This window comes from Pantoea phyllosphaerae, assembly GCF_051025595.1.
GTDB lineage: Bacteria > Pseudomonadota > Gammaproteobacteria > Enterobacterales > Enterobacteriaceae > Pantoea.
Map to the genome: position 1 here is coordinate 17,737 of NZ_JBPFDE010000021.1, position 25,649 is coordinate 43,385.

The 25,649-nt window shown below is 59.5% G+C and carries 23 protein-coding genes; 17 read left to right on the top strand and 6 right to left on the bottom strand.

Annotation, left to right across the window (positions count from 1 at the left end; translation table 11 throughout):
• Nucleotides 1–19: 19 nt before the first annotated feature.
• Entirely contained in the window at nt 20–565 is a 546-nt protein-coding gene (speG, locus tag ACR6A7_RS19865) for a spermidine N1-acetyltransferase (RefSeq protein ID WP_033791956.1), read from the top strand.
• Between the two features lie 9 nt (nt 566–574).
• Here the strand turns inward: speG and ACR6A7_RS19870 are convergent, their stop codons facing one another.
• The 4 genes from ACR6A7_RS19870 to ACR6A7_RS19885 form a co-directional block, all read right to left on the bottom strand.
• Nucleotides 575–994 (bottom strand): hypothetical protein, encoded by a 420-nt coding sequence (locus ACR6A7_RS19870; RefSeq protein WP_033754089.1) that lies wholly within the window; start codon nt 992–994, stop codon nt 575–577.
• Between the two features lie 85 nt (nt 995–1,079).
• Nucleotides 1,080–2,015 carry a homocysteine S-methyltransferase gene (gene mmuM, locus ACR6A7_RS19875; RefSeq protein WP_434126989.1) on the bottom strand — a complete coding sequence of 312 codons (936 nt, stop codon included), beginning with the start codon at nt 2,013–2,015 and terminating at the stop codon, nt 1,080–1,082.
• Nucleotides 2,005–3,411 carry an S-methylmethionine permease gene (gene mmuP, locus ACR6A7_RS19880; protein ID WP_434126990.1) on the bottom strand — a complete coding sequence of 469 codons (1,407 nt, stop codon included), beginning with the start codon at nt 3,409–3,411 and terminating at the stop codon, nt 2,005–2,007. The genes mmuM and mmuP overlap by 11 nt, the downstream gene beginning before the upstream one ends.
• 133 nt (nt 3,412–3,544) lie before the next feature.
• Entirely contained in the window at nt 3,545–3,880 is a 336-nt protein-coding gene (locus tag ACR6A7_RS19885) for a DUF2002 family protein (RefSeq protein ID WP_033754097.1), read from the bottom strand.
• 152 nt (nt 3,881–4,032) lie between these two features.
• On the opposite strand from ACR6A7_RS19885, the gene ACR6A7_RS19890 reads away from it, so the two are divergent.
• The 12 genes from ACR6A7_RS19890 (at nt 4,033) to emrB (ending at nt 17,237) form a co-directional block, all read left to right on the top strand.
• Nucleotides 4,033–4,350: a DUF883 family protein gene (locus ACR6A7_RS19890; protein ID WP_434126991.1), complete on the top strand. Its 318-nt coding sequence runs from the start codon at nt 4,033–4,035 to the stop codon at nt 4,348–4,350.
• A 296-nt stretch (nt 4,351–4,646) separates the two neighbouring features.
• Nucleotides 4,647–4,889, top strand: coding sequence for a glutaredoxin-like protein NrdH (gene nrdH, locus ACR6A7_RS19895; RefSeq protein WP_434126992.1), 243 nt, complete (start codon nt 4,647–4,649; stop codon nt 4,887–4,889).
• Nucleotides 4,890–4,893: 4 nt separating this feature from the next.
• Nucleotides 4,894–5,307 (top strand): class Ib ribonucleoside-diphosphate reductase assembly flavoprotein NrdI, encoded by a 414-nt coding sequence (gene nrdI / locus ACR6A7_RS19900; protein WP_434126993.1) that lies wholly within the window; start codon nt 4,894–4,896, stop codon nt 5,305–5,307.
• Nucleotides 5,277–7,415: a class 1b ribonucleoside-diphosphate reductase subunit alpha gene (gene nrdE / locus ACR6A7_RS19905; RefSeq protein ID WP_434126994.1), complete on the top strand. Its 2,139-nt coding sequence runs from the start codon at nt 5,277–5,279 to the stop codon at nt 7,413–7,415. Before nrdI ends, nrdE begins: the two co-directional genes overlap by 31 nt.
• A gap of 8 nt (nt 7,416–7,423) precedes the next feature.
• Nucleotides 7,424–8,383, top strand: a complete 960-nt coding sequence (gene nrdF / locus ACR6A7_RS19910; protein ID WP_434126995.1) for a class 1b ribonucleoside-diphosphate reductase subunit beta — start codon at nt 7,424–7,426, stop codon at nt 8,381–8,383.
• A gap of 386 nt (nt 8,384–8,769) precedes the next feature.
• Nucleotides 8,770–9,966, top strand: a complete 1,197-nt coding sequence (gene proV, locus ACR6A7_RS19915) for a glycine betaine/L-proline ABC transporter ATP-binding protein ProV (RefSeq protein WP_434126996.1) — start codon at nt 8,770–8,772, stop codon at nt 9,964–9,966.
• Nucleotides 9,963–11,117: a glycine betaine/L-proline ABC transporter permease ProW gene (gene proW, locus ACR6A7_RS19920; RefSeq protein ID WP_434126997.1), complete on the top strand. Its 1,155-nt coding sequence runs from the start codon at nt 9,963–9,965 to the stop codon at nt 11,115–11,117. Before proV ends, proW begins: the two co-directional genes overlap by 4 nt.
• Before the next feature lie 57 nt (nt 11,118–11,174).
• Nucleotides 11,175–12,173, top strand: a complete 999-nt coding sequence (gene proX, locus ACR6A7_RS19925; RefSeq protein ID WP_434126998.1) for a glycine betaine/L-proline ABC transporter substrate-binding protein ProX — start codon at nt 11,175–11,177, stop codon at nt 12,171–12,173.
• A gap of 158 nt (nt 12,174–12,331) precedes the next feature.
• Nucleotides 12,332–13,519, top strand: a complete 1,188-nt coding sequence (locus ACR6A7_RS19930) for an MFS transporter (RefSeq protein WP_434126999.1) — start codon at nt 12,332–12,334, stop codon at nt 13,517–13,519.
• A gap of 315 nt (nt 13,520–13,834) precedes the next feature.
• Entirely contained in the window at nt 13,835–14,365 is a 531-nt protein-coding gene (mprA, locus tag ACR6A7_RS19935) for a transcriptional repressor MprA (protein WP_434127000.1), read from the top strand.
• A gap of 147 nt (nt 14,366–14,512) precedes the next feature.
• Nucleotides 14,513–15,685 carry a multidrug efflux MFS transporter periplasmic adaptor subunit EmrA gene (gene emrA, locus ACR6A7_RS19940; protein WP_434127001.1) on the top strand — a complete coding sequence of 391 codons (1,173 nt, stop codon included), beginning with the start codon at nt 14,513–14,515 and terminating at the stop codon, nt 15,683–15,685.
• 16 nt (nt 15,686–15,701) lie between these two features.
• Nucleotides 15,702–17,237 (top strand): multidrug efflux MFS transporter permease subunit EmrB, encoded by a 1,536-nt coding sequence (emrB, locus tag ACR6A7_RS19945; RefSeq protein ID WP_434127002.1) that lies wholly within the window; start codon nt 15,702–15,704, stop codon nt 17,235–17,237.
• Between the two features lie 79 nt (nt 17,238–17,316).
• On the opposite strand, the gene ACR6A7_RS19950 is transcribed toward emrB, so the two are convergent.
• Complete coding sequence (locus tag ACR6A7_RS19950; RefSeq protein ID WP_434127003.1) at nt 17,317–18,414, bottom strand: tRNA/rRNA methyltransferase; 1,098 nt, start codon at nt 18,412–18,414, stop codon at nt 17,317–17,319.
• A gap of 160 nt (nt 18,415–18,574) precedes the next feature.
• Between ACR6A7_RS19950 and trxC the strand changes: the two genes are divergently transcribed.
• The 4 genes from trxC to pssA all read left to right on the top strand — a co-directional run bounded on the left by trxC (nt 18,575) and on the right by pssA (nt 24,043).
• Complete coding sequence (trxC, locus tag ACR6A7_RS19955) at nt 18,575–18,994, top strand: thioredoxin TrxC (RefSeq protein WP_434127004.1); 420 nt, start codon at nt 18,575–18,577, stop codon at nt 18,992–18,994.
• A gap of 110 nt (nt 18,995–19,104) precedes the next feature.
• On the top strand, nt 19,105–19,803 hold the full coding sequence (locus tag ACR6A7_RS19960; protein WP_434127005.1) for a tRNA-uridine aminocarboxypropyltransferase: 699 nt from the start codon (nt 19,105–19,107) through the stop codon (nt 19,801–19,803).
• 109 nt (nt 19,804–19,912) lie between these two features.
• Nucleotides 19,913–22,570, top strand: coding sequence for a bifunctional acetate--CoA ligase family protein/GNAT family N-acetyltransferase (locus ACR6A7_RS19965; RefSeq protein WP_434127006.1), 2,658 nt, complete (start codon nt 19,913–19,915; stop codon nt 22,568–22,570).
• A 117-nt stretch (nt 22,571–22,687) separates the two neighbouring features.
• Nucleotides 22,688–24,043: a CDP-diacylglycerol--serine O-phosphatidyltransferase gene (pssA, locus tag ACR6A7_RS19970; RefSeq protein ID WP_434127007.1), complete on the top strand. Its 1,356-nt coding sequence runs from the start codon at nt 22,688–22,690 to the stop codon at nt 24,041–24,043.
• A gap of 65 nt (nt 24,044–24,108) precedes the next feature.
• Here pssA and ACR6A7_RS19975 read toward each other — a convergent pair whose 3' ends face one another.
• Nucleotides 24,109–25,416 (bottom strand): MFS family transporter, encoded by a 1,308-nt coding sequence (locus ACR6A7_RS19975; RefSeq protein ID WP_434127008.1) that lies wholly within the window; start codon nt 25,414–25,416, stop codon nt 24,109–24,111.
• Between the last annotated feature and the right edge of the window lie 233 nt (nt 25,417–25,649).

Sequence of the window (25,649 nt, forward strand, 5' to 3'; positions counted from 1 at the left end):
TGTCTGCAAAGAGGTGACCATGACGGTTAAGCTACGCCCGCTGGAGCGGGAAGATCTGCACTTCGTTCATCAGCTGGATAACAACGCCAGCGTCATGCGCTACTGGTTCGAAGAGCCCTATGAGGCCTTTGTTGAACTCTCCGATCTCTATAACAAGCACATTCACGACCAGAGCGAACGCCGCTTCGTCGTAGAGCACGACGGCCAGAAAGCCGGGCTGGTGGAGCTGGTGGAAATTAACCACGTGCATCGTCGCGCCGAGTTTCAGATCATTATCGATCCGGCGCATCAGGGCAAAGGGCTGGCGAGCCAGGCGGCGAAGCTGGCGATGGAGTACGGTTTTTCAGTGCTGAATCTCTACAAGCTCTATCTGATCGTCGATCAGGAGAATGAGAAGGCGATTCACATCTACAGCAAGCTGGGATTTGAGACGGAAGGGGTGCTGAAGCACGAGTTCTTTATCAACGGCGAGTATCGCAACACCATCCGCATGTGCATTTTCCAGCATCAGTTTCTGGAAAGGTTCCGCTCAGGCGGCGCGATGGTGAAACCCACCGCGCAGTAGTCGTCGCCGCTAGCCGCGCGCGCCGACCGGATTGAGGAAAGGCCGCGGATGGTCCGGCTGGAGGTTGTACATTCCACCGTTAAAGGGATCGACCAGCAGCCAGCCGGGAAAACCGCCCAGCGGAATATTGCCCAGCAGATACCAGAGGTTCGCTTTGCCTTCGATCGGCAGCGTCACCGGCACGTAGCCCGGACTCTCCAGCATCACCTGATAGTGCTTCTTGCCGAAATAGCGGCCGGTCGACTTCGCCAGCTCCACGGTTTGCGGCGTATAGCCCTCCGCCACCGAACGTCCATCTTCATCCTGTACGGTAAAGCGCGCGCCCTGCGGCAGCGAGTCGATACGCACCGCCTGGGTCGAGGAGCCGACAATCGAGGCGCAGCCGCTAAGCAGCAGCGCGGCGGCAAGGATAAGAAGTCGCTGTTTCATGAAGGGATCCGCTTAAGGGTCAGAAAGGGCAGTGTAAACCGCCCTTGCAGGGTTAATCGCCCTATCATCGCCTGTTTTCTGCGCTTTATTGCGGTTGACAGCCGTGCGCAATCGCCGCGATATCCTGCGGCGTGGTGCGGCAACAGCCGCCAATCAGCCGCGCGCCGGCGGCGCGCCACTCAGGCAGCTTGTCATGCAGCGTGCAGCCCGACGGCGCGGAGTGCCAGGTTTTGCTGACGGCGTCATACTGCTCGCCGGAGTTGGGATAGACCACCAGCGGCTTGCTGGTCAGCGTCTGTAGCTGCTGGAGCGCTGGCGTCGCCTGCTCCAGCGCGACGCAGTTGATGCCCAGCGCGACGATCTGCGGCTGCGCCTGTAGGAAAGCCGCCACCTCGCGCAGCGGCGTGCCGTCGCTGATGTGCTGCGCGTCGCGCAGCGTAAAGGAGAACCAGGCCTGCGCCTCGGGAAACGCCGCCAGCAGCGCGGTGAGCGCCCGCGCTTCGGCAAACGAGGGCAGCGTTTCGCACGCCAGCAGATCGGCACCCGCCGCCAGCAGCGCCTGCACGCGCGGACGGTGAAACGCCTTCATCTCCTCTTCCGGCAGCGCATAGTCGCCGCGGTATTCCGCGCCGTTGGCGAGGAAAGCGCCGTAAGGCCCGACCGAGCCCGCTACCAGCAGCGCGGCCTGGCTGCCGCTTGCGGCGCGATAGTCGTCGCGCGCGCGCCGCGCCAGCTCAACGCTGCGGGCGATAAGCTGCAGCGACTGCGCCTCATCCAGCCCGCGCGCGGCGAAGCCCTGCGGCGTCGCCTGATAGCTGGCGGTAATGGCGACGCGCGCGCCGGCGGCGAAATAATCGTAGTGTACCTGATAGATCAGCTCAGGATTTTCCATCAGCACCTTAGCGGACCAGAGGGCGTCCGCCAGGTTGCAGCCGCGCGCCTCCAGTTCGGTCGCCAGCGCGCCGTCCAGAATCAGCATGTCGCTTTCAGCCAGCGCCTGCGCCACGGAATTATGCTGCATCTTTGGCCTCCTCAGCCTGCGATTTTTTATGGGTAACAGCGTAAACCGCATAGCAGAGCAGCACAAAGGGAATGCCGCACCAGAGCGCAATGCGCTGCGAAGGGTCGAATGCCAGTCCGACGCACGCCAGCAGACAGAGGGCGAAACCCAGTATCGGCGTCAGCGGATAGAGCGGCGCGCGGTAAACCAGCTCGCCCAGCGCCCTGCCCTGCGCCAGATGACGGCGGCGGAACATATAGTGCGACGCGCAGATGCTGAGCCAGACGGCGACCACCGCAAAGCCGGAGATGGCCGACAGCGCGACGAACACCGTGTCCGGCGCGATAACGCTGGAGAGCAGCGCCAGCACGCCGCCCAGCATGCTGACGGTGATCGCCAGCTGCGGCACGCCGCGTTGATTGACGCGGGCGAAGCAGTGCGGCAGCGTCTTTTCATTCGCCAGCGACCAGAGCATGCGCCCCGAGGCGTAGAGCCCGGAGTTGGCCGCCGAGAGGATCGCCGTAAGAATAACGAAGTTAACGATATCGGCCGCGTAAGGAATACCGATCTTTTCAAACACCACCACAAAGGGGCTTTTGACGATCCCCGCCTGCTCCATCGGGATCAGCGCCGCCAGCACCAGCACCGTGCCGACGAAGAAGATAATCAGTCGCGCCACCGTGGTGCGGATCGCCAGCGGCAGCACCTTCTGTGGATTTTCCGTTTCCCCTGCGGCGATGCCGATCAGCTCGGTGCCGGAAAAGGCGAAGTTAACCGCCACCATGGTCATGATAATCGGCAGCACGCCGTGCGGCAGCCAGCCGTGCTGGGTGAGATTGCCCAGTCCCGGCGCGGCGCTGCCATCTTTCAGCGGGATAAAGCCGAACATCGCCGCCGCGCCCAGCACGATAAAGGCGATGATGGTGACAACCTTGATGAGGGAAAACCAAAACTCCCCTTCGGCGAAAAAGCGCGTGGAGATGATATTCAGTAAGTAGATGGCGACGCAGAACAGCAGACACCAGATCCATACCGGGACCTGGGGAAACCAGTACTGCATACAGAAGCCCGCGGCGGTAAAGCTGGAGCCGAGCGCCACCGTCCAGGTGAGCCAGTAGAGCCAGGCGACGGTGTAGCCGGTAGCCGGGCTGAGGTAGCGCGCGGCGTAGACGTGAAAGGCGCCGGTTTCCGGCATCGCCACCGACAGTTCGCCGAGGCAGACCATCACCAGCCAGACCACCAGCGCGCCGATCAGGTAGGCAAGCAGCGTGCCCGCCGCGCCGGTGGTGGAAATAATATAGCCGGTATTGAAAAACAGCCCGGTGCCGATCACGCCGCCCAGCGATAGCATCACCAGATGGCGCGTTTTCATCGTGCGTTTGAATTGTTCCCGTGACGGGTTTTCCTGTTCACTCATCTTCTTATCCATATGGACGTCTAAACATCTATATGGCAGGGTTATACGCGTCGCCGCCGGGAATTGCAACGTGATAAAAGATAAGGTTTTGCTAAAAAAGCGCCGCGCCCCGCGCTGACGGGGCTGGCCGCCGTCAGCCGAAGACGCTTTGCAGGTAGCGCTCCAGCGCAATGCGCGAACTGAATCCGTGGGGAATGCCGTAGTGCTCCTGCGACTCGCCCGCCAGGTAAAGCGGAAACCGCGTGTAGTGATCGCAGGTCTTCATCTCTGACGCCGGTTCGGCGAACGGCTGACTCTTCTCTTTTAGCGTGGGGTGGATCACCAGCGCCGTGCGTCCCATACGGGCTTCGCGGTTAACATAGACATAGCTGTCGCCACGGCGATAGCCGTAAGCTTTGGGCGTGACCTCGTCAACTTCGAATCCCGCCTTCTCCAGAACGCGCGCTACCTCATCGGGTCGTAAATACATGCTCTTTCCTCTCTTCTTTCAAGCCTCGCAACCTTACAACAGCACGCCGCCGTGCGGCTTTCGGAATTTCCCTAAACCCCGGATGTGCCGATGCGTTTATCTCTGCATCGTCTACACTCAGTATTACGTTTAAAATCAAAGGGAGCGAAAAAATGTTTAATCGAACCACTAAAAACGATGACATTGATGTTAACCAGGATGTGAACGATCTCGCTGATTCACTGGAAGCGCTGCTGAAATCTTACGGCAGCGAAGCGAAAGATGAGGTGGACTCTGCGCGCAGTCAGGCGCAGGCGCTGCTGAAGCAGACGCGTGCGAAACTGAACGGCGGTCATAATCGCGTCTCGCAGGCAGCGCGCGATGCGGGCTACCAGGTTGACGCCTACGTGCACGACAAGCCCTGGCACGGCGTGGGCATCGGCGCCGCGGTCGGCCTGGTGTTAGGCGCGCTGCTGGTCGGTCGCCGCTAATCTCATCAGAACTTTCAAGGCCTCGCGCAAGCGGGGCTTTTTTTCGCCCTTTACCCGCCTCGGCCTATTTAAAATTTTTTTCTCCTGCCCCGATCCCCATGCTGCCTGGCGTTAACCGTCTTTTGCCTATCTTTTGCCAAAAACCCTATATATAGCGCGCTTGAATTTTTTAGGCCCTATATCTAGTATCTTCTCTATCGTCCAGACACAAAATGCAAGCCGCGGCGCCGTCCAGAAAACAGCGTATCGTCTGCGGTTTACCCCAACAGGCCCATGCGTTAAGGGAAATACGAATCATGCGCATTATTATTTACACTAAAGATCACTGTGTCCAGTGCAACGCGACGAAGCAGGCAATGGATCGTCACGGCATCGCCTGTCAGCTGATCAATCTTGACGCGCAGCCTGACGCCGCCGCCGACCTGAAAGCGCTCGGCTACCGTCAGGTGCCGGTGGTGATGGCGGGCAGCGACCACTGGAGCGGCTTCCGTCCAGACAAAATCGCCGCTCTGGGTCAGCTTGCGGCGGCAGGAGAGTAGCGCCATGTTTCCACTGGTCTACTTCTCCAGCCAGTCGGAAAACACCCATCGGTTTATTACCCGTCTGGGCCTGCCGGCGCGGCGCATTCCGCTCGATCTGGCCGGGCGCCTGCAGCAGCGCCAGCCCTATATTCTGGTGGTGCCCAGCTACGGCGGCGGCGGCAGTCGCGGCGCGGTGCCCAGACAGGTTATTCACTTTCTTAATGATGAATCGAACCGGCGCGGCATTCGCGGCGTGATCGCCGCGGGCAACCGCAATTTCGGCGAGGCTTACTGCCTGGCGGGCGACATCATCGCGCAAAAATGCCAGGTTCCCGTGCTCTACCGCTTTGAGCTGATGGGCACGCCGGACGACATCGCCACGGTTAAAGCGGGAGTAACCCAATTTTGGCAACAACAGACACCCTCAATGGCGTAACGCTCGACTATCACGCGCTGAACGCCATGCTCAACCTCTACGATGCCGATGGCCGCATCCAGTTCAGCAAAGATCGCGAAGCGACCCGCCAGTTCTTTCTGCAGCACGTCGCGCCGAATACGGTCGCTTTCGCCAGCGCGGCGGAGCGCCTGCGCTATCTGGTGGACGAAGGCTATTACGAAGCGGCGGTGCTGAACCAGTACGACTTCGACTTTCTGTGCCGTTTTCATGACGAGGCGGCGGCCTGGGGCTTTGAGTTTAAAACTTTTCTCGGCGCGTGGAAGTTCTACACCAGCTATACGCTAAAGAGCTTCGACGGCAAACGCTATCTGGAGAGCTTCGAACAGCGCGCCTGCATGGTGGCGCTGACGCTGGCGCAGGGCAGTGAGACGCTGGCGCAATCGCTGCTGGAGGAGATGCTGAGCGGCCGCTTTCAGCCTGCGACCCCGACCTTCCTTAACTGCGGCAAACAGCAGCGCGGCGAGCTGGTCTCCTGTTTCCTGCTGCGCATCGAAGACAATATGGAGTCGATTGGCCGCGCGGTGAATTCCGCGCTGCAGCTCTCTAAGCGCGGCGGCGGCGTGGCGTTTCTGCTCTCTAACCTGCGCGAAAACGGCGCGCCGATCAAACGCATCGAGAATCAGTCGTCGGGCGTGATTCCGGTGATGAAGATGCTGGAGGACGCCTTCTCCTACGCCAATCAGCTTGGCGCGCGTCAGGGTGCGGGTGCGGTCTGGCTCAACGCGCATCACCCCGATATTCTGCGCTTTCTCGATACCCGGCGGGAAAACGCCGACGAGAAGATCCGCATCAAGACGCTGTCGCTCGGCGTGGTGATCCCCGATATCACCTTTCAGCTGGCGAAAGAGAACCGCCAGATGGCGCTTTTTTCTCCCTGGGACGTCGAGCGCATCTATGGCCAGGCGTTCGGCGACATCAGCATCAGCGAAAAGTATGAGGAGATGGTGGCGGACGACCGCATCCGCAAGCGCTGGATCGAGCCGCGCGACTTTTTCCAGACGCTGGCGGAGATCCAGTTCGAGTCCGGCTATCCCTACATCATGTATGAGGACAGCGTGAACCGCAGCAACCCAATCGCCGGTCGCATCAATATGAGCAACCTCTGCTCGGAGATTTTGCAGGTCAACAGCGCCAGCGAGTTCAACGAGGATCTCAGCTATCGCCGCGTCGGCAAGGATATCTCCTGCAACCTCGGCTCGCTGAATATCGCGCACGCCATGGATTCAGGCGATCTGGCCAATACCGTGGCGGTGGCGGTGCGTGCGCTGACGGCGGTCTCCGATATGAGCCATATCGGCTCGGTGCCGTCGGTGGCCGAAGGCAACCAGCGATCGCACGCCATCGGTCTGGGCCAGATGAACCTGCACGGCTATCTGGCGCGGGAAGGGATTGTCTACGGGTCGTTGGAAGGGCTCGATTTTACCAACCTCTATTTCTACTGCGTCACTTACTACGCCCTGCGCACCTCGAATCAGCTGGCGCGCGAGCGCGGGCAGCGGTTCGACGGCTTCGAGCAATCGACCTATGCCAGCGGCACGTACTTCGACAAGTATGTCGAGCGCGACTGGCTGCCGCGCACCGGGCGCGTGGCGCAGCTGTTCGCCGAGGCGGGCATTGCGCTGCCGACGCGCGCCGACTGGCAGGCGCTGCGCGAAGCGGTGATGGCGCACGGGTTATATAACCAGAACCTGCAGGCGATTCCGCCGACCGGTTCGATCTCCTATATCAACCACGCCACCTCGAGCATCCACCCGATTGTGTCGCGCATTGAGATCCGCAAAGAGGGCAAAACCGGACGCGTTTACTATCCCGCGCCCTTCCTGACCAACGAGAACCTCGCGCTCTATCAGGATGCCTACCAGATCGGGCCGGAAGCGATTATCGACACCTATGCCGAAGCGACGCAGCATGTCGATCAGGGCCTGTCGCTGACGCTCTTTTTCCGCGACGACGTCACCACCCGCGACATCAACAAAGCGCAGATTTACGCCTGGAAGAAAGGCATCAAAACGCTTTACTACATTCGACTGCGCCAGATGGCGCTACAGGGCACGGAGGTGCAGGGCTGCGTTTCCTGCGCCCTGTGATAGAAACTATGCGACTACAACAGATTCAGGCGATTAACTGGAACCGTCTTCAGGACGAGAAAGATCTAGAGGTGTGGAACCGTCTTACCAGCAACTTCTGGCTGCCGGAAAAGGTGCCGCTGTCGAACGATCTGCCCGCCTGGCAGACGCTGGACAGCCAGCAGCAGCAGCTCACGATTCGGGTGTTTACCGGGCTGACGCTGCTCGACACTATTCAAAATGTGATTGGCGCGCCGGGCCTGATGCCGGACGCGCTGACGCCGCACGAAGAGGCGGTGCTCTCCAATATCAGCTTTATGGAGGCGGTGCACGCGCGCTCCTACAGCTCAATCTTCTCCACGCTCTGCCACACCCGCGACGTCGACGCCGCCTATCAGTGGAGCGAGGAGAACGAGGCGCTGCAGAACAAGGCGCGCATTATTCTGCAGCACTACCACGCCGAGGATCCGCTGAAGAAAAAGATCGCCAGCGTGTTTCTCGAGTCATTTCTCTTTTACTCCGGCTTCTGGCTGCCGATGTACTGGTCAAGCCGCGGCAAGCTGACCAATACCGCCGATCTCATTCGGCTGATCATCCGTGACGAAGCGGTGCATGGCTACTACATCGGCTATAAATATCAGCAGGCGCTGGCGCAGGTTGATGACGCGCGCAAAGCGGCGCTGCAGCAGTTCGCCTACGACCTGCTGCTGGCGCTGTATGAGAATGAGGTCGCCTATACCGAGGCGCTCTATGCCGACGTCGGCTGGACGGAAGAGGTGAAGACCTTTCTGCACTACAACGCCAATAAGGCGCTGATGAACCTGGGTTATGAGGCGCTGTTTCCGGCAGAGCTTACCGCGGTAAATCCGGCGATTCTCGCTGCCCTCTCGCCCAACGCCGATGAAAATCACGATTTCTTCTCCGGCTCCGGCTCCTCCTACGTGATGGGCAAAGCGGTAGAAACCGAAGACGAAGACTGGGACTTTTAAACCGCTGATGCCGGGTGCAATGCGGCCCGGCATGATTATTTTTTCCTGCTCGGCCGCTTGCCGGTTATTTCGCGCACCGCCCTTTCTATTTCCCCATTATTACGCTTTGACGACAGAGTAATGTTCTCTTTTCGCCGCGCGCTTTTCTGAGAATTCCGCCTCCGGCAGCGCCGAATCGCCATCAATTCGCCCTTCCGCGACAAAAAAAATATTTCGCCCTCATCCCTTGCGAGCACTGGAAATTCTGCCCATCACAATATTTCGCCTCATGTAAATATTGCCATTCAGGGTTGTCAGATAGTGTCAGTGTGTTACGGTATGACCCGCGTAAATTTGACCAGGAAAGCTGAACTTCAAAAATAATTTAACCAGGACTTTATCACTGCATGGCAATTAAAGTTGAAGTAAAGAATTTATATAAAATATTTGGGGACAACCCCGACCGCGCATTTAAATATATTGAGCAAGGAGAAAGCAAAGAGACAATACTGGCAAAAACCGGTTTGTCGCTGGGCGTCAAAAACGCCAGTCTGGCTATTGAAGAAGGCGAGATATTCGTCATCATGGGACTTTCCGGCTCGGGAAAATCGACCATGGTTCGCCTTCTCAATCGTCTGATCGAGCCCACACGGGGCCAGGTAATTATTGACGGCGTCGATATCGCCAAAATATCCGACAGTGACCTGCGCGACGTGCGCAGAAATAAGATCAGCATGGTCTTCCAGTCATTTGCGCTGATGCCGCATATGGACGTGCTAAATAATACCGCTTTTGGCATGGAATTAGCCGGCGTGCCGCTGGCGGAACGTCAGGAAAAAGCGCTGGACGCCCTGCGTCAGGTCGGGCTGGAAAATTACGCCCACGCTTATCCCGATGAACTTTCTGGCGGCATGCGCCAGCGCGTTGGACTGGCGCGTGCGCTGGCGATCAATCCCGATATTTTGCTGATGGACGAAGCTTTTTCTGCGCTCGACCCGCTGATCCGCACCGAGATGCAGGACGAGCTGGTGAAGCTGCAGGCGAAACATCAGCGCACCATTATTTTTATTTCCCACGATCTCGACGAGGCGATGCGCATCGGCGACCGCATCGCCATTATGCAGGGCGGCGAAGTAGTGCAGGTCGGCACGCCGGACGATATTCTGAATAACCCGGCCAACGACTACGTGCGCACCTTCTTCCGCGGCGTCGATATCAGCCACGTCTTCAGCGCGAAAGATATCGCCCGCCGCAGCGCAGGATCGCTGATCCGCAAGGCGCCCGGCTTCGGCCCGCGCTCCGCCATCAAGCTGTTGCAGGATGAGGATCGCGAATTCGGCTATGTGCTGGAGAAGCAGAAGTTTATCGGCGTGGTCTCGACCGACTCGCTGAAAGCGGCGCTGGCGGCGGGCGAAGGGCTCGATAGCGCCCTGCTCGACGCCCCGGCCGCCGTTCCCTACGATACCTCGCTGAACGATCTGCTCGGCCATGTCGCGCACGCGCCCTGCGCTGTGCCGGTGGTGGGCGAAGCGCATCAGTATGTTGGCATCATTTCCAAAGGCATGTTGTTACGTGCGTTAGATCGTGAGGGAGCGTCGTCATGAGTGAACAGAACAGCCATCCGTGGGAGGGCGCGAGCGCCGCGCCGCAGACCGACGCCGCCACCCCGGCGAGCAGCGATCCCTGGTCCATCGCGGGGGAGGATGCCACGCAGCACGCCGCGTCCGCCAGCAATGGCGCTGACGCCTGGGGCACGCCCGACGGCGGTGCCGCCCATGACGCCGCCTCCAGCGGCAGCGACTGGCTGAGCAGCGCGCCTGCGCCGCAGCCGGAACATTTTAACCTGCTCGATCCCTTTCATAAGACGCTGATCCCGCTCGATCGCTGGGTGACGGAAGGCATCGACTGGGTGGTGAATCACTTCCGCCCGCTGTTTCAGGGCGTGCGGGTGCCGGTGGACTATATCCTGAGCGCCTTTCAGCAGCTGCTGCAGAGCCTGCCTGCGCCGGTAGCGATCGTGGTGTTTGCCCTGATCGCCTGGCAGATCGCCAGCCCGGCGATGGGCGTCGCCACGCTCATCTCGCTGGTGCTCATCGGCGCGATCGGCGCCTGGTCGCAGGCGATGGTGACGCTGGCGCTGGTGCTGACCGCGCTGCTGTTCTGCATCGTCATTGGGCTGCCGCTCGGCATCTGGCTGGCGCGCAGCGAGCGTGCAAGCCGTATCATTCGGCCGCTGCTGGATGCGATGCAGACCACGCCGGCGTTTGTTTATCTGGTGCCTATCGTCATGCTGTTCGGCATCGGCAACGTCCCCGGCGTGGTGGTGACCATTATTTTCGCCCTGCCGCCGATGGTGCGCCTGACCATCCTCGGCATCAGGCAGGTGCCTGCCGATCTGATCGAGGCCAGCGAGTCGTTCGGCGCCAGCCCGCGTCAGATGCTGTTTAAGGTGCAGCTGCCGCTGGCGATGCCGACCATTATGGCAGGCGTCAACCAGACGCTGATGCTGGCGCTGTCGATGGTGGTGATCGCCTCGATGATCGCCGTCGGCGGGCTGGGCCAGATGGTGCTGCGCGGCATCGGCCGTCTCGATATGGGACTCGCCACCGTGGGCGGCGTCGGCATCGTGATCCTCGCCATTGTCCTTGACCGTTTAACCCAGTCTGTGGGTCGCGACGGCCGCAGCCGCGGCAGCCGCCGCTGGCGCCATACCGGCCCAATCGGCCTGCTGACGCGTCCTTTTCGTAAAGCCTGATTTTTCGGGCGGCCCTCGCGGCCGCCCGCCTCGCAACGCCGACAATAAGGAATAACTATGCGCAAGACCGCACCTCTCCTCGCCGCCGTGCTGACCACGTTCGCGCTTTCGCAGGCGTCCGCCGCCGATCTGCCGGGCAAAGGCGTGACCGTTAAGCCTGCACAGAGCACCATCGCCGAAGAGGGCTTCCAGACGCTGCTGGTGAGCCGCGCGCTGGAAAAGCTGGGCTACAGCGTCGAAAAGCCGAGCGAAATTGACTATAACGTCGCCTACACCTCCATCGCCGCCGGTGACCTCACCTTTATCGCCACCAACTGGCAGCCGCTGCATGACGATATGTATAACGCCGCGGGCGGCGATAAAAAATTCTATCGCGCAGGCACCTACGTCTCCGGCGCGGCACAGGGCTACCTGATCGACAAGAAAACCGCCGAGCAGTACCACATCACCAATATTGCGCAGCTGAAAGATCCGAAAATCGCGCAGCTGTTCGACAGCAACGGCGACGGCAAAGCGGATATGACCGGCTGTACGCCGGGCTGGGGCTGCGAAGCGGTTATCAATCATCAGAACAGCGCCTTCGGCCTCAGCGACACCGTGACTGCCAATATGGGCAACTACTCGGCGATGGTCGCCGATACTCTGGCGCGCTTTAAGCAGGGCAAGCCGATCCTTTACTATACCTGGACGCCCTACTGGCTGAGCGATGTGCTGAAGCCGGGCCGCGACGTGGTGTGGCTGCAGGTGCCGTTCTCGTCGCTGCCGGGCGCGCAGAGCAAGGTCGATACTAAACTGCCGAACGGCGCCAACTACGGTTTCCCGGTCAATAGTATGCATATCGTGGCCAACAAAGCCTGGGCGGAGAAGAACCCGGCGGCGGCGGCGCTGTTTACCGAGATGAAGCTGCCGATTACCGATATCAATGCGGAAAATGCGGCGATGCATGCCGGTCAGGCGTCTGAAGCGGATATTAACCGTCACGTCGACGGCTGGATCAGCGCCCATCAGCAGCAGTTCGATCGCTGGATTCAGGACGCGCTTGCGGCCGCTAAATAAGTCACAGGTCGCTTCAGGGGCAGTGTGCTTGCTCTGCCCCTTTGCCCACCCCCTTTTGTCGAACCAACTGGTAGGTCCTGTCAAATTCCCCCTCAGTGAAATAGTTTTTTCGGTTACTATTAACCGATTATGATTATTACTCTCTGCGCGCCTGATAAATGAATGCTCATCGCCATACGCTGACCCCTGCGCTGGTGTTGCTGATGTCCGTTGCCACGGGTCTCTCTGTGGCCAGCAACTACTATGTCCAGCCGCTGCTCAATACCGTTGCCCAGAACTTCCACCTCTCCGTCAGCATGGCGGGCTTTATCGTTACCACGGCGCAGCTGGGCTACGCGTGCGGCCTGCTGCTGCTGGTGCCGCTTGGCGATATGCTTGAGCGTCGCGCCCTGATCGTCGGCATGAGCCTGCTGGCGGCGGGCGGCATGGTGATGACCGCCACCTCCTCCTCTTTTACCCTGCTGCTGCTGGGTACGGTGCTGACCGGCCTGTTCTCGGTGGTGGCGCAGATCCTGGTGCCGCTGGCCGCAACGCTGGCACCGCCGGAGAAGCGCGGCAGAATCGTCGGCACGGTGATGAGCGGCCTGCTGCTCGGCATTCTGCTGGCGCGTACCGTGGCGGGCGCGCTGGCGCAGCTGGGCGGCTGGCGCACCGTTTACTGGACCGCCAGCGTGCTGATGGTGCTGATGGCGCTGGCGCTGTGGCGCTTTCTGCCGCAGGTGAAACCTACGGTGTCGCTTAACTATCCGCAGCTGCTGAAATCGATTTTCCAGATCTACCGGTCGAATCGCGTGATGCGCACTCGCGCCTGGGCTGGCTGTCTCTCTTTTGCCAACTTTAGCGTGCTCTGGACGTCAATGGCGTTTCTGCTCGCCTCGCCGCCTTACGGCTACTCCGAGGGTGAGATTGGCCTGCTCGGGCTGGTCGGCGCGGCGGGCGCGCTGGCGGCGCGTCAGGCCGGATCGCTGGCGGATAAGGGTAAAGCCAGGCTTACCACCACGCTGGGCCTGCTGATTATGCTCGCCTCCTGGGGGATGACCGCGCTGGGTGCCCACTCGCTGGCGGCGCTGATTGTCGGCATCCTGCTGCTCGACCTGGCGGTTCAGGGGGTGCACATCACCAACCAGAGTGTGATCTATAGTCAGATGCCCGAGGCGCGCAATCGCCTTACTGCTGGCTATATGACCAGCTATTTTATTGGCGGCGCATTGGGTTCGCTGCTTTCGGCCAACGCCTATCACGTTGCCGGCTGGTACGGCGTATGCGCCGCTGGCGTGGTGATGACGCTGCTCAACCTGCTGATTTGGTGGCGCGGTTACCGCTTCGAAAACCACTTAAGTAAGTAAATAAAATACCAAACATGTCATTGAGTCTGGTCATGAATGGTTAGTTTTGTTATGGTTAGCAACAAACTTATTCACACAAGTTATTTTTTCTTGCGAAATTATTTAGCAAACAAAAAGTTTCTTCCCGTTTAGATATCGTGCCCTGCGGCGGAAGTGGCAGAGACGAGGGGTTTCGTACCCAGGGTCAGGGAGCGGCCTGGAAACACCTGATGACGACAGTGTGATCTTCTGAACCATTGCGCGGAGTAAAAATGACTACGCTTAATCTGTCACCATCGTTACTATATTAGCTGCAACTAGTGAGGTTTTTTTATAATGGAAAGTTCGTTTACTCCCATTGAACAGATGCTTAACATCCGCGCAAATCGCCATAAAGATTTCCCGCTGCACGAAATCATTCTGACGCGTCTGTGCATGCACATGCAGGGAAAGCTGCTGGAAAATCGCAATAAGATGTTAAAGGCGCAGGGAATTAACGAAACCTTATTCATGGCGCTGATTACGCTGGATGCGCAGGAAAACCAAAGCATTCAGCCCTCCGAGCTGAGCGCCGCGCTGGGTTCTTCACGCACCAACGCCACGCGCATCGCCGATGAGCTGGAGAAGCGCGGCTGGATCGAGCGTCGCGAGAGCGACAACGATCGTCGCTGCCTTCATCTGCATCTTACCGAAAAAGGGAATGAGTTCCTGCGTCAGCTGCTGCCCCCTCAGCATCAGAGCCTGCAATATCTCTGGTCTTCGCTGTCGAACGACGAGAAATCGCAGCTGGAAGGCATCACGCGTAAATTGCTCAATCGCCTCGACAAAATGGACGAAGACCAGGTCATCGCCACCCTCTCTCGCTAATAGCAAGAACTGCGACACAATCACCTGTCGAAACCGTTATTTTAATCCCCTTTTATCCGGCCAGCGCCTTGTCGCTGGCTTTTTTCGACTCGGGCTCCGTGAAAAGGGACAATCGCGCCCCGGCATATGAAACAGTTGGAGACAGAGATGAGTGCAACAGCGGAGGCGCAAAGCCTGCAACAGCCAGCCCAAAAAAAGAAGACGCGTAAAAAAGTGCTGATTCTGCTGGCGCTGCTTTTTGTGCTGGCTGGCATCGCCTGGGGCGTTTACTGGTTCCTGGTGCTGCGGCATTTCCAGGAAACAGACGACGCCTACGTGGCCGGAAATCAGGTGCAGGTCATGGCGCAGGTGTCGGGCAGCGTTAACAAGGTCTGGTTCGACGATACCGATTTTGTGAAGAAAGGCGACGTGCTGGTTTCACTGGATAAAACCGACGCCGAGCAGGCGTTTGAAAAAGCCCAGACCGCGCTGGCCACCAGCGTGCGTCAGACCCATCAGCTGATGATCAACGCAAAGCAGTATCAGGCGAGCATCGCGCTGCAGCAAACCGCGCTGGCGCAGGCGGAAGCGGATCTGAAACGCCGCGAACCACTGGGAGCGTCTAACCTGATCGGCCGTGAAGAGCTGCAGCACTCGCGCGACGCGGTCGCTACCGCGAAAGCGCAGCTCGACGTGGCGGTGCAGCAGTACAACGCCAACCAGGCGATGATCCTCAACACCTCGCTGGAAGAGCAGCCGGCGGTCAAACAGGCCGCCGCAGAACTGCGCGACGCCTGGCTGGCGCTGCAGCGTACCGATATTCGCAGCCCAATGGATGGCTACGTGTCGCGCCGCAGCGTGCAGGTCGGCTCGCAAATCAGCACCAGCACGCCGCTCATGGCGGTGGTGCCCGCGACCAACTTGTGGATCGACGCCAACTTTAAAGAGACGCAGCTGGCGGGCGTACGTATCGGCCAGGATGCGACGGTAGTAGCCGATATCTATGGCGACGACGTGGTCTATCACGGCAAAGTGGTCGGTCTGGATATGGGCACCGGCAGCGCCTTCTCGCTGCTGCCTGCGCAGAACGCCACCGGTAACTGGATCAAAGTGGTGCAGCGTCTGCCGGTGCGTATCGAGCTTAACCCGGACGAGATCGCGAGGCATCCGCTGCGTATTGGCCTGTCGACGCTGGTGAAAGTTGATACCACCAATAAAGACGGCAGCGTCCTCGCCACCAGCGTTCGTCAGCAGGCCGCCTATAGCAGCAATGCGCTGGCGATCGACCTGGCGCCGGTGAACCAGCTGATTACTGACATCGTTCGCGCCAACGCCGGATGATCACGCGGAGGCTGTCATGGCACAAAAACCGCTAGAAGGCGCGCCGCTGGTCCTGATGACCATCGCGCTGTCGTTGGCGACCTTTATGCAGGTGCTGGATTCAACCATCGCTAACGTGGCGATCCCGACCATCGCAGGCAATCTGGGCGCCTCTAACTCGCAGGGCACATGGGTCATTACCTCGTTTGGGGTGGCGAACGCTATCTCCATTCCGATTACCGGCTGGCTGGCGAAGCGCGTCGGCGAGGTAAAACTCTTTACCTGGGCAACGATTCTGTTCGCCCTCGCCTCCTGGGCGTGCGGCATGTCAGAAAGCCTGGAGATGCTGATTTTCTTCCGCATCCTGCAGGGCGTGGTGGCCGGCCCGCTGATCCCGCTGTCGCAGAGCCTGCTGCTCAGCAACTATCCGCCCGCCAAACGCAGCATCGCCCTCTCGCTGTGGGCGATGACGGTGATTGTCGCGCCGATTTGCGGGCCGATTCTCGGCGGCTGGATCAGCGATAACTATCACTGGGGCTGGATCTTCTTTATTAACGTGCCGATTGGCGCGGTGGTGGTGATGCTGACGCTGCAGACGCTGCGCGGCCGCGAGACCCGCACCGAGGTGCGCCCTATCGACGTGGTGGGTCTGGTGCTGCTGGTGGTGGGCATCGGCTCTCTGCAGGTGATGCTGGACCGCGGTAAGGAGCTTGACTGGTTTAACTCCACCGAGATTGTGGTGCTGACGGTGGTCGCCGTGGTGTCGCTGGCGGTGCTGCTGGTGTGGGAGCTAACCGACGATCACCCGATTGTCGATCTGACGCTATTTAAGTCGCGCAACTTCACCATCGGCTGCCTCTCTATTAGCCTGGCCTATATGCTCTATTTCGGCTCGATTGTGCTGCTGCCGCAGCTGCTGCAGGAGGTCTACGGCTACACCGCCACCTGGGCTGGCCTGGCGTCTGCGCCGGTGGGGATCATTCCGGTGATCCTGTCGCCAATTATCGGTCGCTTCGCCCACAAGCTGGATATGCGTCGGCTGGTAACCTTCAGCTTTATCATGTACGCCATCTGCTTCTACTGGCGCGCCTATACCTTTGAGCCCTCAATGGACTTCGGCGCGTCGGCCTGGCCGCAGTTTATCCAGGGGTTCGCGGTCGCCTGTTTCTTTATGCCGCTCACCACCATTACCCTTTCGGGCCTGCCGCCCGAGCGGCTGGCGGCAGCGTCGAGCCTGTCGAACTTTGTGCGTACGCTGGCTGGCTCCATTGGCACCTCGATTACCACCACTATGTGGACCAACCGGGAATCGATGCACCACAGCACCTTTACCGAGTCGATTACGCCCTATAACCCCAATGCGCAGCAGATGTATGCGCAGCTGGAAGGCATGGGGATGAGCCATCAGCAGGCGTCTGCCTATATCGCGCAGCAGATCACCAACCAGGGGTTAATTATCTCCGCCAACGAGATCTTCTGGGCCTCGGCCGGCGTGTTTTTGATTCTGCTGGTGCTGATCTGGTTTGCCCGCCCACCGTTTGGCTCCGGCAGCGGCGGCGGCGGCGCGCACTGATTCAGGACGTGGGTAAACAGCGCTTCGGCACAAAGCCTTACCAGGACAGAAACAAAAACGGGCCTTTCGGCCCGTTTTTTTATGCGTTCTGACGCCACCATTCGGCAAGCAGAATGCCGGTGGCCACCGAGACGTTAAGGCTCTCGACGTTGCCGGTGCCGCCGATCGACAGGCTGATATCGCCCTGCTGGAACGCGCTATCGGACAGGCCTTCTCTCTCCTGCCCCAGCACCAGCACCATCTTCGCCGGCAGCTCCGCTTTCGCCAGCGGCGTGCCCTCGTGGCTTGAAGTGGTGACGATGGTGTAGCCCGCTTTGCGGAACGCTTCCAGACCGGCGGCAAAACTTTCGCCGCTGATCGCCTGAACGTGTTCTGCACCGCCTTCAGCGGTACGCACCGCCGCGCCCGACTCCAGCAGCGAGGCGTCGTTCACCAGCAAACCTTTTACGCCGAAATGCGCACAGCTGCGCATAATGCCGCCCAGGTTGTGCGGGTTGCTGACATCTTCCAGCGCCAGCACGCAATCTTTCTCACCGGCCTGGCTCAGCCACTCGCTGACCGCCATGCCCATGCGTTTTTTGATAATAAAGCAGACGCCGCCGTGGTGTTCGGTGCCGGAGGCCTTCGCCAGCTCAGCATCCTCGACGACGTGATAGGCTTTGCGGTTCGCCGCCAGCCAGCGCAGCGCCTCGCGGAAACGCGGCGTTACGCTCTGCACGAACCAGGCGCGCACGATCGCTTCGGGGCGGCTCTGGAACAGTGCCTGGCAGGCATTTTCGCCGTAGACGCGCGTCTCTTCCTGACGCTGACGACGGATCACTTCTGGATCGATAGCGGCTTTGCCGCCCTGCTCCGGCTGTTTCTCTTCTACGGAGGCGCGCTCGCTCGGCGGACGCGACACGGTGCGCCATGGCGAGAAGGCTTCATCGCTGCGCGGTTTGCGGCTGCCTTCGTCGCTACGAGGACGACGGCTACCCTCATCGCTACGCGGCTTACGGCTGCTGCCCTCTTCGCTACGACGGCCTGCGCCAGAGGAACGACGAGAATCTTCCTGACGGGCTGGGCGGCCACCTCCTTTGCCGGTACGCGGGTTCGGCGCGCGTGAGCCTGACTCGCCCTCATCTCGCACGTACATCACTTTTACCTTGCCACTTTTGCCTTTAAATTCGTCGTTCATCTGTTCCTCCTGCATTGAGAGCGCGCAGATTACCTGATGTATTAGCGCTTAGCTATCAACTATTGAACCTATTGGACAATCCAGTTTGAGGGCGGTTCGCAACCTTCTCATAATGGACAATATTTACAAGACTGGCACCTGCAAACCCTTTGAGGTAAATATGAATACGGTATGTGCTTCCTGTCAGGCAACCAATCGCGTTCCTCCCGAGCGCGTCGCCGATGGCGCAAAATGCGGCCGCTGCGGCAGCGATCTGTTTAATGGCGAAGTCGCTAACGCGACCGCCGATACGCTGGATAAATATCTGCAGGACGATCTGCCGGTAGTGGTCGATTTCTGGGCCCCCTGGTGCGGTCCCTGCGTTAACTTCGCGCCGGTTTTTAAAGAGGTGGCGCATGAGCGCAGCGGTCAGGTGCGCTTCATCAAGGTGAACACCGAAGCGGAACCTTCGCTGAGCGCGCGTTTTCGCATCCGCAGCATCCCGACCATTATGATTTTTAAAAAAGGCGAGCTGGTAGACATGCTGAACGGCGCGATGCCGAAGGCGCCTTTCAACGAATGGCTGGATGAATCGCTGTAAGTCTCCTGGGGTCTTTTCTTCCGCACGCACTTTCTCAGGCCAGCCGCGCTGGCCTTTTTCTTTTCGCACGCGCTTCGATTACACTAGCGTTTTCCTTTTCTCCTTAAGCCATGACTGATAACGCCGTTCTCCGTCTGCGTGCGCAACGCCTTGCCCGCGCGACTCGCCCTTTTCTCGCCCGAGGCAACCGCGTGGTGCGCTGCCAGCGCTGTCTGCTGCCGCAGAAAAACTGCCTGTGCGCCACAATTGCGCCACAAAGCGCGCGCAGCCGCTTTTGCCTGGTGATGTTCGATACCGAACCGATGAAGCCCAGCAACACCGGGCGGCTGATCGCCGATATTCTGCCGCAGACCGAGGCGTTCGGCTGGTCGCGCACCGAGCCCGATCCGGCGCTGCTTAGCGCCGTCGCGCATCCCGACTATCAGCCGATGGTGGTTTTTCCCGCCTCCTATGCCGATCCCGGCCGCGAGGTGCTCACCGCGCCGCCGCTGAGCGGCAAGCCGCCGCTGTTTATTATGCTCGACGGCACCTGGACCGAAGCGCGCAAAATGTTTCGCAAAAGCCCCTGGCTCGATGCGCTGCCGGTGATGTCGCTCAACGTCACCGCGCCGTCGCGCTATACGCTGCGCGAAGCGCACGGTGAAGGCCAGCACTGCACCGCCGAAGTGGCCGCGGCGCTGCTGGAGCAGGCTGGCGACCTGGCGGCCGCGCAGGCGCTGCGACAGCACTTCGAGCATTTCCGTCACGCCTACCTGGCGGGGAAACCGCATCACCCCGCCCATCAGAGCGTCATCGCCGACAGCCCGTAGTGCGCCTGCGCGGCGGAAATGCTGGCGCGGCTCTCACCCTGCGAGCGCTGAACCGGCAAAGGGCGTTAAAAGCGTTTACAATCATGCCAGTCGACTTCGGGAGAGTGGGATGAGCCAACGCGGACTGGAAGCGCTGTTACGACCTAAATCTATTGCGGTGATTGGCGCCTCGGACAGGCCGGGACGTGCTGGTCACTTTATGATGCGCAATTTGCTGGCGGGCGGTTTCAGCGGCCCCGTGCTGCCGGTGACGCCCAAATATAAAGCCGTCAGCGGCGTGCTCGCCTGGCCGACCATCGACAGCCTGCCGTTCGCGCCGGACCTGGCGGTGATCTGCACCCATGCGAAACGCAACCTTGAGCTGCTGCAGCAGCTGGGCGAAAAAGGGTGCAAGGCCTGTATTATCCTCTCTGCGCCCGCCAGCCAGCAGGAGGCACTCAAGCGCTGCGCCGCGCAGTGGCAGATTCGCCTGCTCGGCCCTAACAGCCTCGGGCTGCTTGCGCCCTGGCAGGGACTCAACGCCAGCTTTTCGCCGGTGCCGATAGAAAAAGGGCGTATCGCCTTTATCTCCCAGTCGGCGGCAGTCTCCAATACCATTCTCGACTGGGCGCAGCAGCGCAGTCTGGGCTTTTCCTGGTTTATCGCACTGGGTGACAGCCTGGATACCGACGTTGACGATCTGCTCGATTTTCTGGCGCGCGACGGCAAAACCAGCGCCATTCTGCTCTACCTCGAACACCTGAGCGACGCGCGGCGTTTTGTCTCCGCTTCGCGCAGCGCCTCACGTAATAAACCTATTCTGGTGATCAAAAGCGGCCGCAGCCATCAGGCGCAGGCGCTGCTTGGCACCCACAGCGGGCTGGACGCCGCCTGGGATGCGGCGATCCAGCGCGCCGGTCTGCTGCGCGTGCAGGATACGCATGAGCTCTTTACCGCCGTCGAATCGCTTAGCCATATGCGTCCGCTACGCGGCGACAGGCTGATGATCGTCAGCAACGGCGCCGCGCCTGCCGCGCTGGCGCTGGACGAACTCTATGCGCGCAACGGCAAGCTTGCCGTGCTGAATGATGAAACGCTGGCGGCGCTGGCCGCGCTGCTGCCGGAAGGCGTGGGGCGCGGCAATCCGCTCGACCTGAAAGATGACGCCACGCCGCAGCGCTACGTCGACTGCCTGAATATCCTGCTGGGCAGCCACGAGCTTGATGCGCTGATGATTATTCACGCGCCCAGCGCGGTGGCGCCCGCCACCGAATCAGCGCAGCAGATCATTCAGGCTATCGCCGCCCATCCGCGCGGCAAGCAGGTCACGCTGCTGACCAACTGGTGCGGCGAGTTCTCCTCGCAGGCGGCACGCCGCGCTTTTACCCAGGCAGGTATTCCCACCTGGCGTACCCCGGAAGGCACGGTCACGGCGTTTATGCACCAGGTGGAGTATCGCCGCAACCAGAAACAGCTGCGCGAAACCCCGGCCCTGCCCGCCAGTTTGACGCAGGACAGCGCCCAGGCGCATCAGCTCTTGTCGCAGGCGCTGGCGAAGGGCGTCACCACGCTCGACACCCATGAGGTGCAGCCGGTGCTACAGGCATACGGGCTGGCAATGCTGCCGACCTGGATTGCCAGCGACAGCCTTGATGCGGCCGCTATCGCTGAACGTATCGGCTATCCCGTAGCGCTCAAGCTGCGATCGCCCGATATCGCTCATAAATCAGAGGTACAGGGCGTGATGCTCTATCTGCGCAACGCCGCGGAAGTGCAGCAGGCAGCCGAAGCGATTGTCGATCGGGTAAAGCAGACCCTGCCGCAGGCACGCATCGAAGGGCTGCTGGTGCAAAGTATGGCGAACCGCGCCGGGGCGCAGGAGCTGCGCGTGGTGGTGCAGCAGGATGCGCTGTTCGGTCCGGTGATTTTGCTGGGCGAAGGCGGCGTGGAGTGGCAGGCGGACAAACAGGCGGCGGTGGCGCTGCCGCCGCTCAATATGACGCTGGCGCGCTATCTGGTGATACAGGCGATCAAAAGCGGCAAGATCCGCAGTCGCGGCGGGCTCAATACGCTGGATATTCCCGCGCTCAGCCAGCTGCTGGTACAGGTTTCCAACCTGGTGGTGGACTGCCCGGAGATCCAGCGGCTCGATATCCATCCGCTGCTGGCGGCGGGCAGCGAATTTACGCTGCTGGACGTTACCCTCGATCTGGCGCCGTTCAGCGGCGACAACGAAGCGCGGCTGGCGATACGCCCCTATCCACAGCAGCTTGAAGAGCGCGTGACGCTGAAAGATGGCCAGAGCTGCTTGTTCCGCCCTATCCTGCCGGAAGATGAGCCGCTGCTGCGCGCCTTTATCGCACAGGTCACCAAAGAGGATCTCTACTACCGTTACTTCAGCGAGATCAATGAATTCACCCATGAGGATCTCGCCAATATGACGCAAATCGATTATGACCGCGAAATGGCTTTTGTCGCGGTGCGTCAGCAGCAGGGAAGCAGCGAGATTATCGGCGTCACGCGCGCGATTTCTGACGCCGATAATATCGACGCCGAGTTCTCCGTGCTGGTGCGATCCGATTTAAAAGGGCTCGGCATGGGGCGGCGACTGCTGGAAAAAATGATCCGCTATACCCGCGATCATGGTCTGCAGCAGCTCAACGGGATCACCATGCCGCACAACCGCGGCATGATTACGCTGGCGCGCAAACTGGGGTTTGGGGTGGAGGTTCAGCTTGATGAAGGCATCGTCAGCCTCAATTTACCCTTACACGGGGACATCAGCTAACCTTGTAGAGAAAGGTAAAAAATGGCCGACTGCACCAGGTTGATGTTATTATTTACCGTTATGACCCTGATTTGATGGCAAAAGGCCATGCAATGAAACGAGAAGAAGCGCACTGCGATGCTGACTAAATTCAAACGCAATAAGCATCAACAACACCTCGCACAGTTGCCGAAGCTGTCTCAGTCCCCTGCGGATGTGACAACACTCTACTCGCCAGCCGACTTCCGTCGCACGCTGCTGGAAAAGATCGCCGCGGCGCAGCACCGTATCTGCATCGTCGCGCTCTATATGGAAAACGACGATGCCGGCCGCGCAGTAATGGATGCGCTCTATGCGGCGAAGCGCGCGCGTCCTGAGCTGGATGTCAGCATTCTGGTTGACTGGCATCGCGCTCAGCGCGGACGCATCGGCGCAGCGCGCGGCGTCACGAATGCTGACTGGTATTGCGAGATGGCGACCCAGCATGCGGATATTGCCATTCCGGTTTACGGGATCCCGGTCAACACGCGCGAAGCGCTTGGCGTGCTGCATCTGAAAGGCTTTATCATTGACGATACGCTGCTTTACAGCGGCGCCAGCATCAACGACGTTTACCTGCACCAACACGATAAGTATCGCTATGACCGCTATCAGCTGATTCGCAACCCGCAGCTGGCCGACACTATGTATGAGTGGATTAATGTCAATCTCAAGCAGTCGGAAGCGGTCAATCGCCTCGACCGTGAAGAGCGTCCATCCAGCCCGGAAATCAAGAATGAAACGCGCCAGTTCCGTCAGGATCTGCGCGGCTTCAACTACCAGTTTACCGGCGATGGCCATAACGAAGAGCTGACCGTTACTCCGCTGGTTGGGCTGGGCAAACGCAGCCTGCTCAATAAAACCATTTTTCACCTGATGCCCTGCACCGAGCAGAAGCTCACCCTCTGCACGCCGTACTTCAACCTGCCGGCCATTTTAGTGCGCAGCATTATTCATCTGTTGCGCGAGGGCAAAGAGGTCGAAATTATCGTCGGCGATAAAACTGCCAACGACTTTTATATTCCGCCTGAGCAGCCGTTTAAAATTATCGGCGCGCTGCCTTATCTCTATGAGATCAATCTGCGTCGTTTCCTCAGCCGTCTGCAGTATTATGTCGATAACGGGCAGCTGGCAGTACGCCTGTGGAAAGATGGCGAGAACAGCTATCACCTGAAAGGCATGTGGGTCGATGACGAGTGGATGTTGATTACCGGCAATAACCTCAACCCGCGCGCCTGGCGTCTCGATCTGGAAAATGCGGTGCTGATCCACGATCCGCTGCAGCAACTCACCGAGCAGCGCGAAAAAGAGCTGGCGCTGATCCGCACGCATACGGAGGTGGTGAAGCATTTCCGCGATCTGGAAAGCATCTCTGACTACCCAGCCAAGGTGCGCAAGCTGATTCGTCGTCTGCGCCGTATCCGTATTGACCGTCTGATTAGCCGTATTCTCTGATGCGCTGCCTGCGGCATCTTTGGCCGCAGGCTATCACTTTTTTTCGCCGGCAGACTCAGCCAACCTTACAGCCTGATACCCTTGCCGCGCCTGTGCAGCAGTAGCGATACCAGAAACGCCAGCGCGCCCATCGCCGAAACATACCAGAAGAACGTGGTTTCGATCCCCTGCTGCTTCATCAGCAGCGCCACATACTCTGCCGAACCACCGAATATGGCATTGGCGACGGCATAAGATAAGCCGACGCCAAGCGCGCGCACCTCTGGCGGAAACATCTCAGCCTTGAGGATGCCGCTGATGGCGGTATAGAAGCTCGTAATTAGCAGCGCCAGCATGATCAGGCAGAAGGCAATGGTCGGGCTCTGTACGCTTTGCAACGCGGTGAGGATGGGCACAGTACAGACAGCGGCGCCTGCGCCGAAGATCAGCATCGAGCCCCGACGGCCAATTTTATCGGACAGCGCGCCGATAACCGGTTGTATTAGCATAAATACCAGCAGTGCGGCGGTCATCAGCCCGCTGGCACTTTTCGCATCCATGCCTGCCGTGTTCACCAGGTACTTTTGCATATAAGTGGTAAAGGTATAGAAGCTTAGCGAGCCGCCAGCGGTGAAACCCAGCACCATCAGGAAAGCGCGCGTATGGTTGCGCAGCAGCCCAGTGATACTGCCAGCGTCTTTATGATGGCGGCTCTGATTATCTGAGGTCTCATGCAGCGATCGCCGCAGCCAGAGAGCGACGACCGCCAGGATCGCGCCGAGAAAAAAGGGGATGCGCCAGCCCCAGCTGCGTAGATCCTCTTCACTGAGGATAAACTGCAGCACCACCACCGTCAGCACCGCCAGCAGCTGGCCGCCGATCAGCGTCACGTACTGAAAGGATGCGTAAAACCCTTTCCTCCCTTCCAGCGCCACCTCGCTCATGTAGGTTGCGCTGGTGCCATATTCGCCGCCCACCGACAGTCCCTGAAACATGCGTGCCAGCAGCAGGATCGCCGGGGCCGCGATGCCAATGCTGCCATAGCCGGGCAGGCAGGCGATAACCAGCGAGCCGAAGCACATCATGCATACCGAGATAAGCATCGATTTTTTACGACCGTGCCGATCGCCAATATAGCCAAACAGCCAGCCACCGATGGGACGCATTAAAAACCCTGCGGCAAATACCCCGGCGGTTTGCAGCAGCTGCGTGGTGGTATCCCCTTTAGGGAAAAAGATATGTGCAAAATAGAGTGAGAAGAATGAGTAGACGTAAAAGTCGAACCATTCGACCAGATTACCCGACGATGCACCGACGATCGCCCAGACACGTTTCTTGCTGATCCCCGACTCTTCTGCCTGAAAGTGGGAGGAGCGCGAATTAGATTCTGTCATGCTTTACCTCAGGTTCCTTGCTGATAAGCAGCGTTAAAACAATGAGTAAAGCATTTCATTCGAGACAACGAAACGTTATCGCCGCTGTGCTACGGTAAATGTGATGTATAAGAGGTTTAGGTGTAACACGTGTAACTGAGAAAGTGTTTTTATGCAGGCCTGAAACGCAAAAAACCCTGACCGTGAGGTCAGGGTTATCGCAAATGGATGCCTGGCAGTTCCCTACTCTCGCA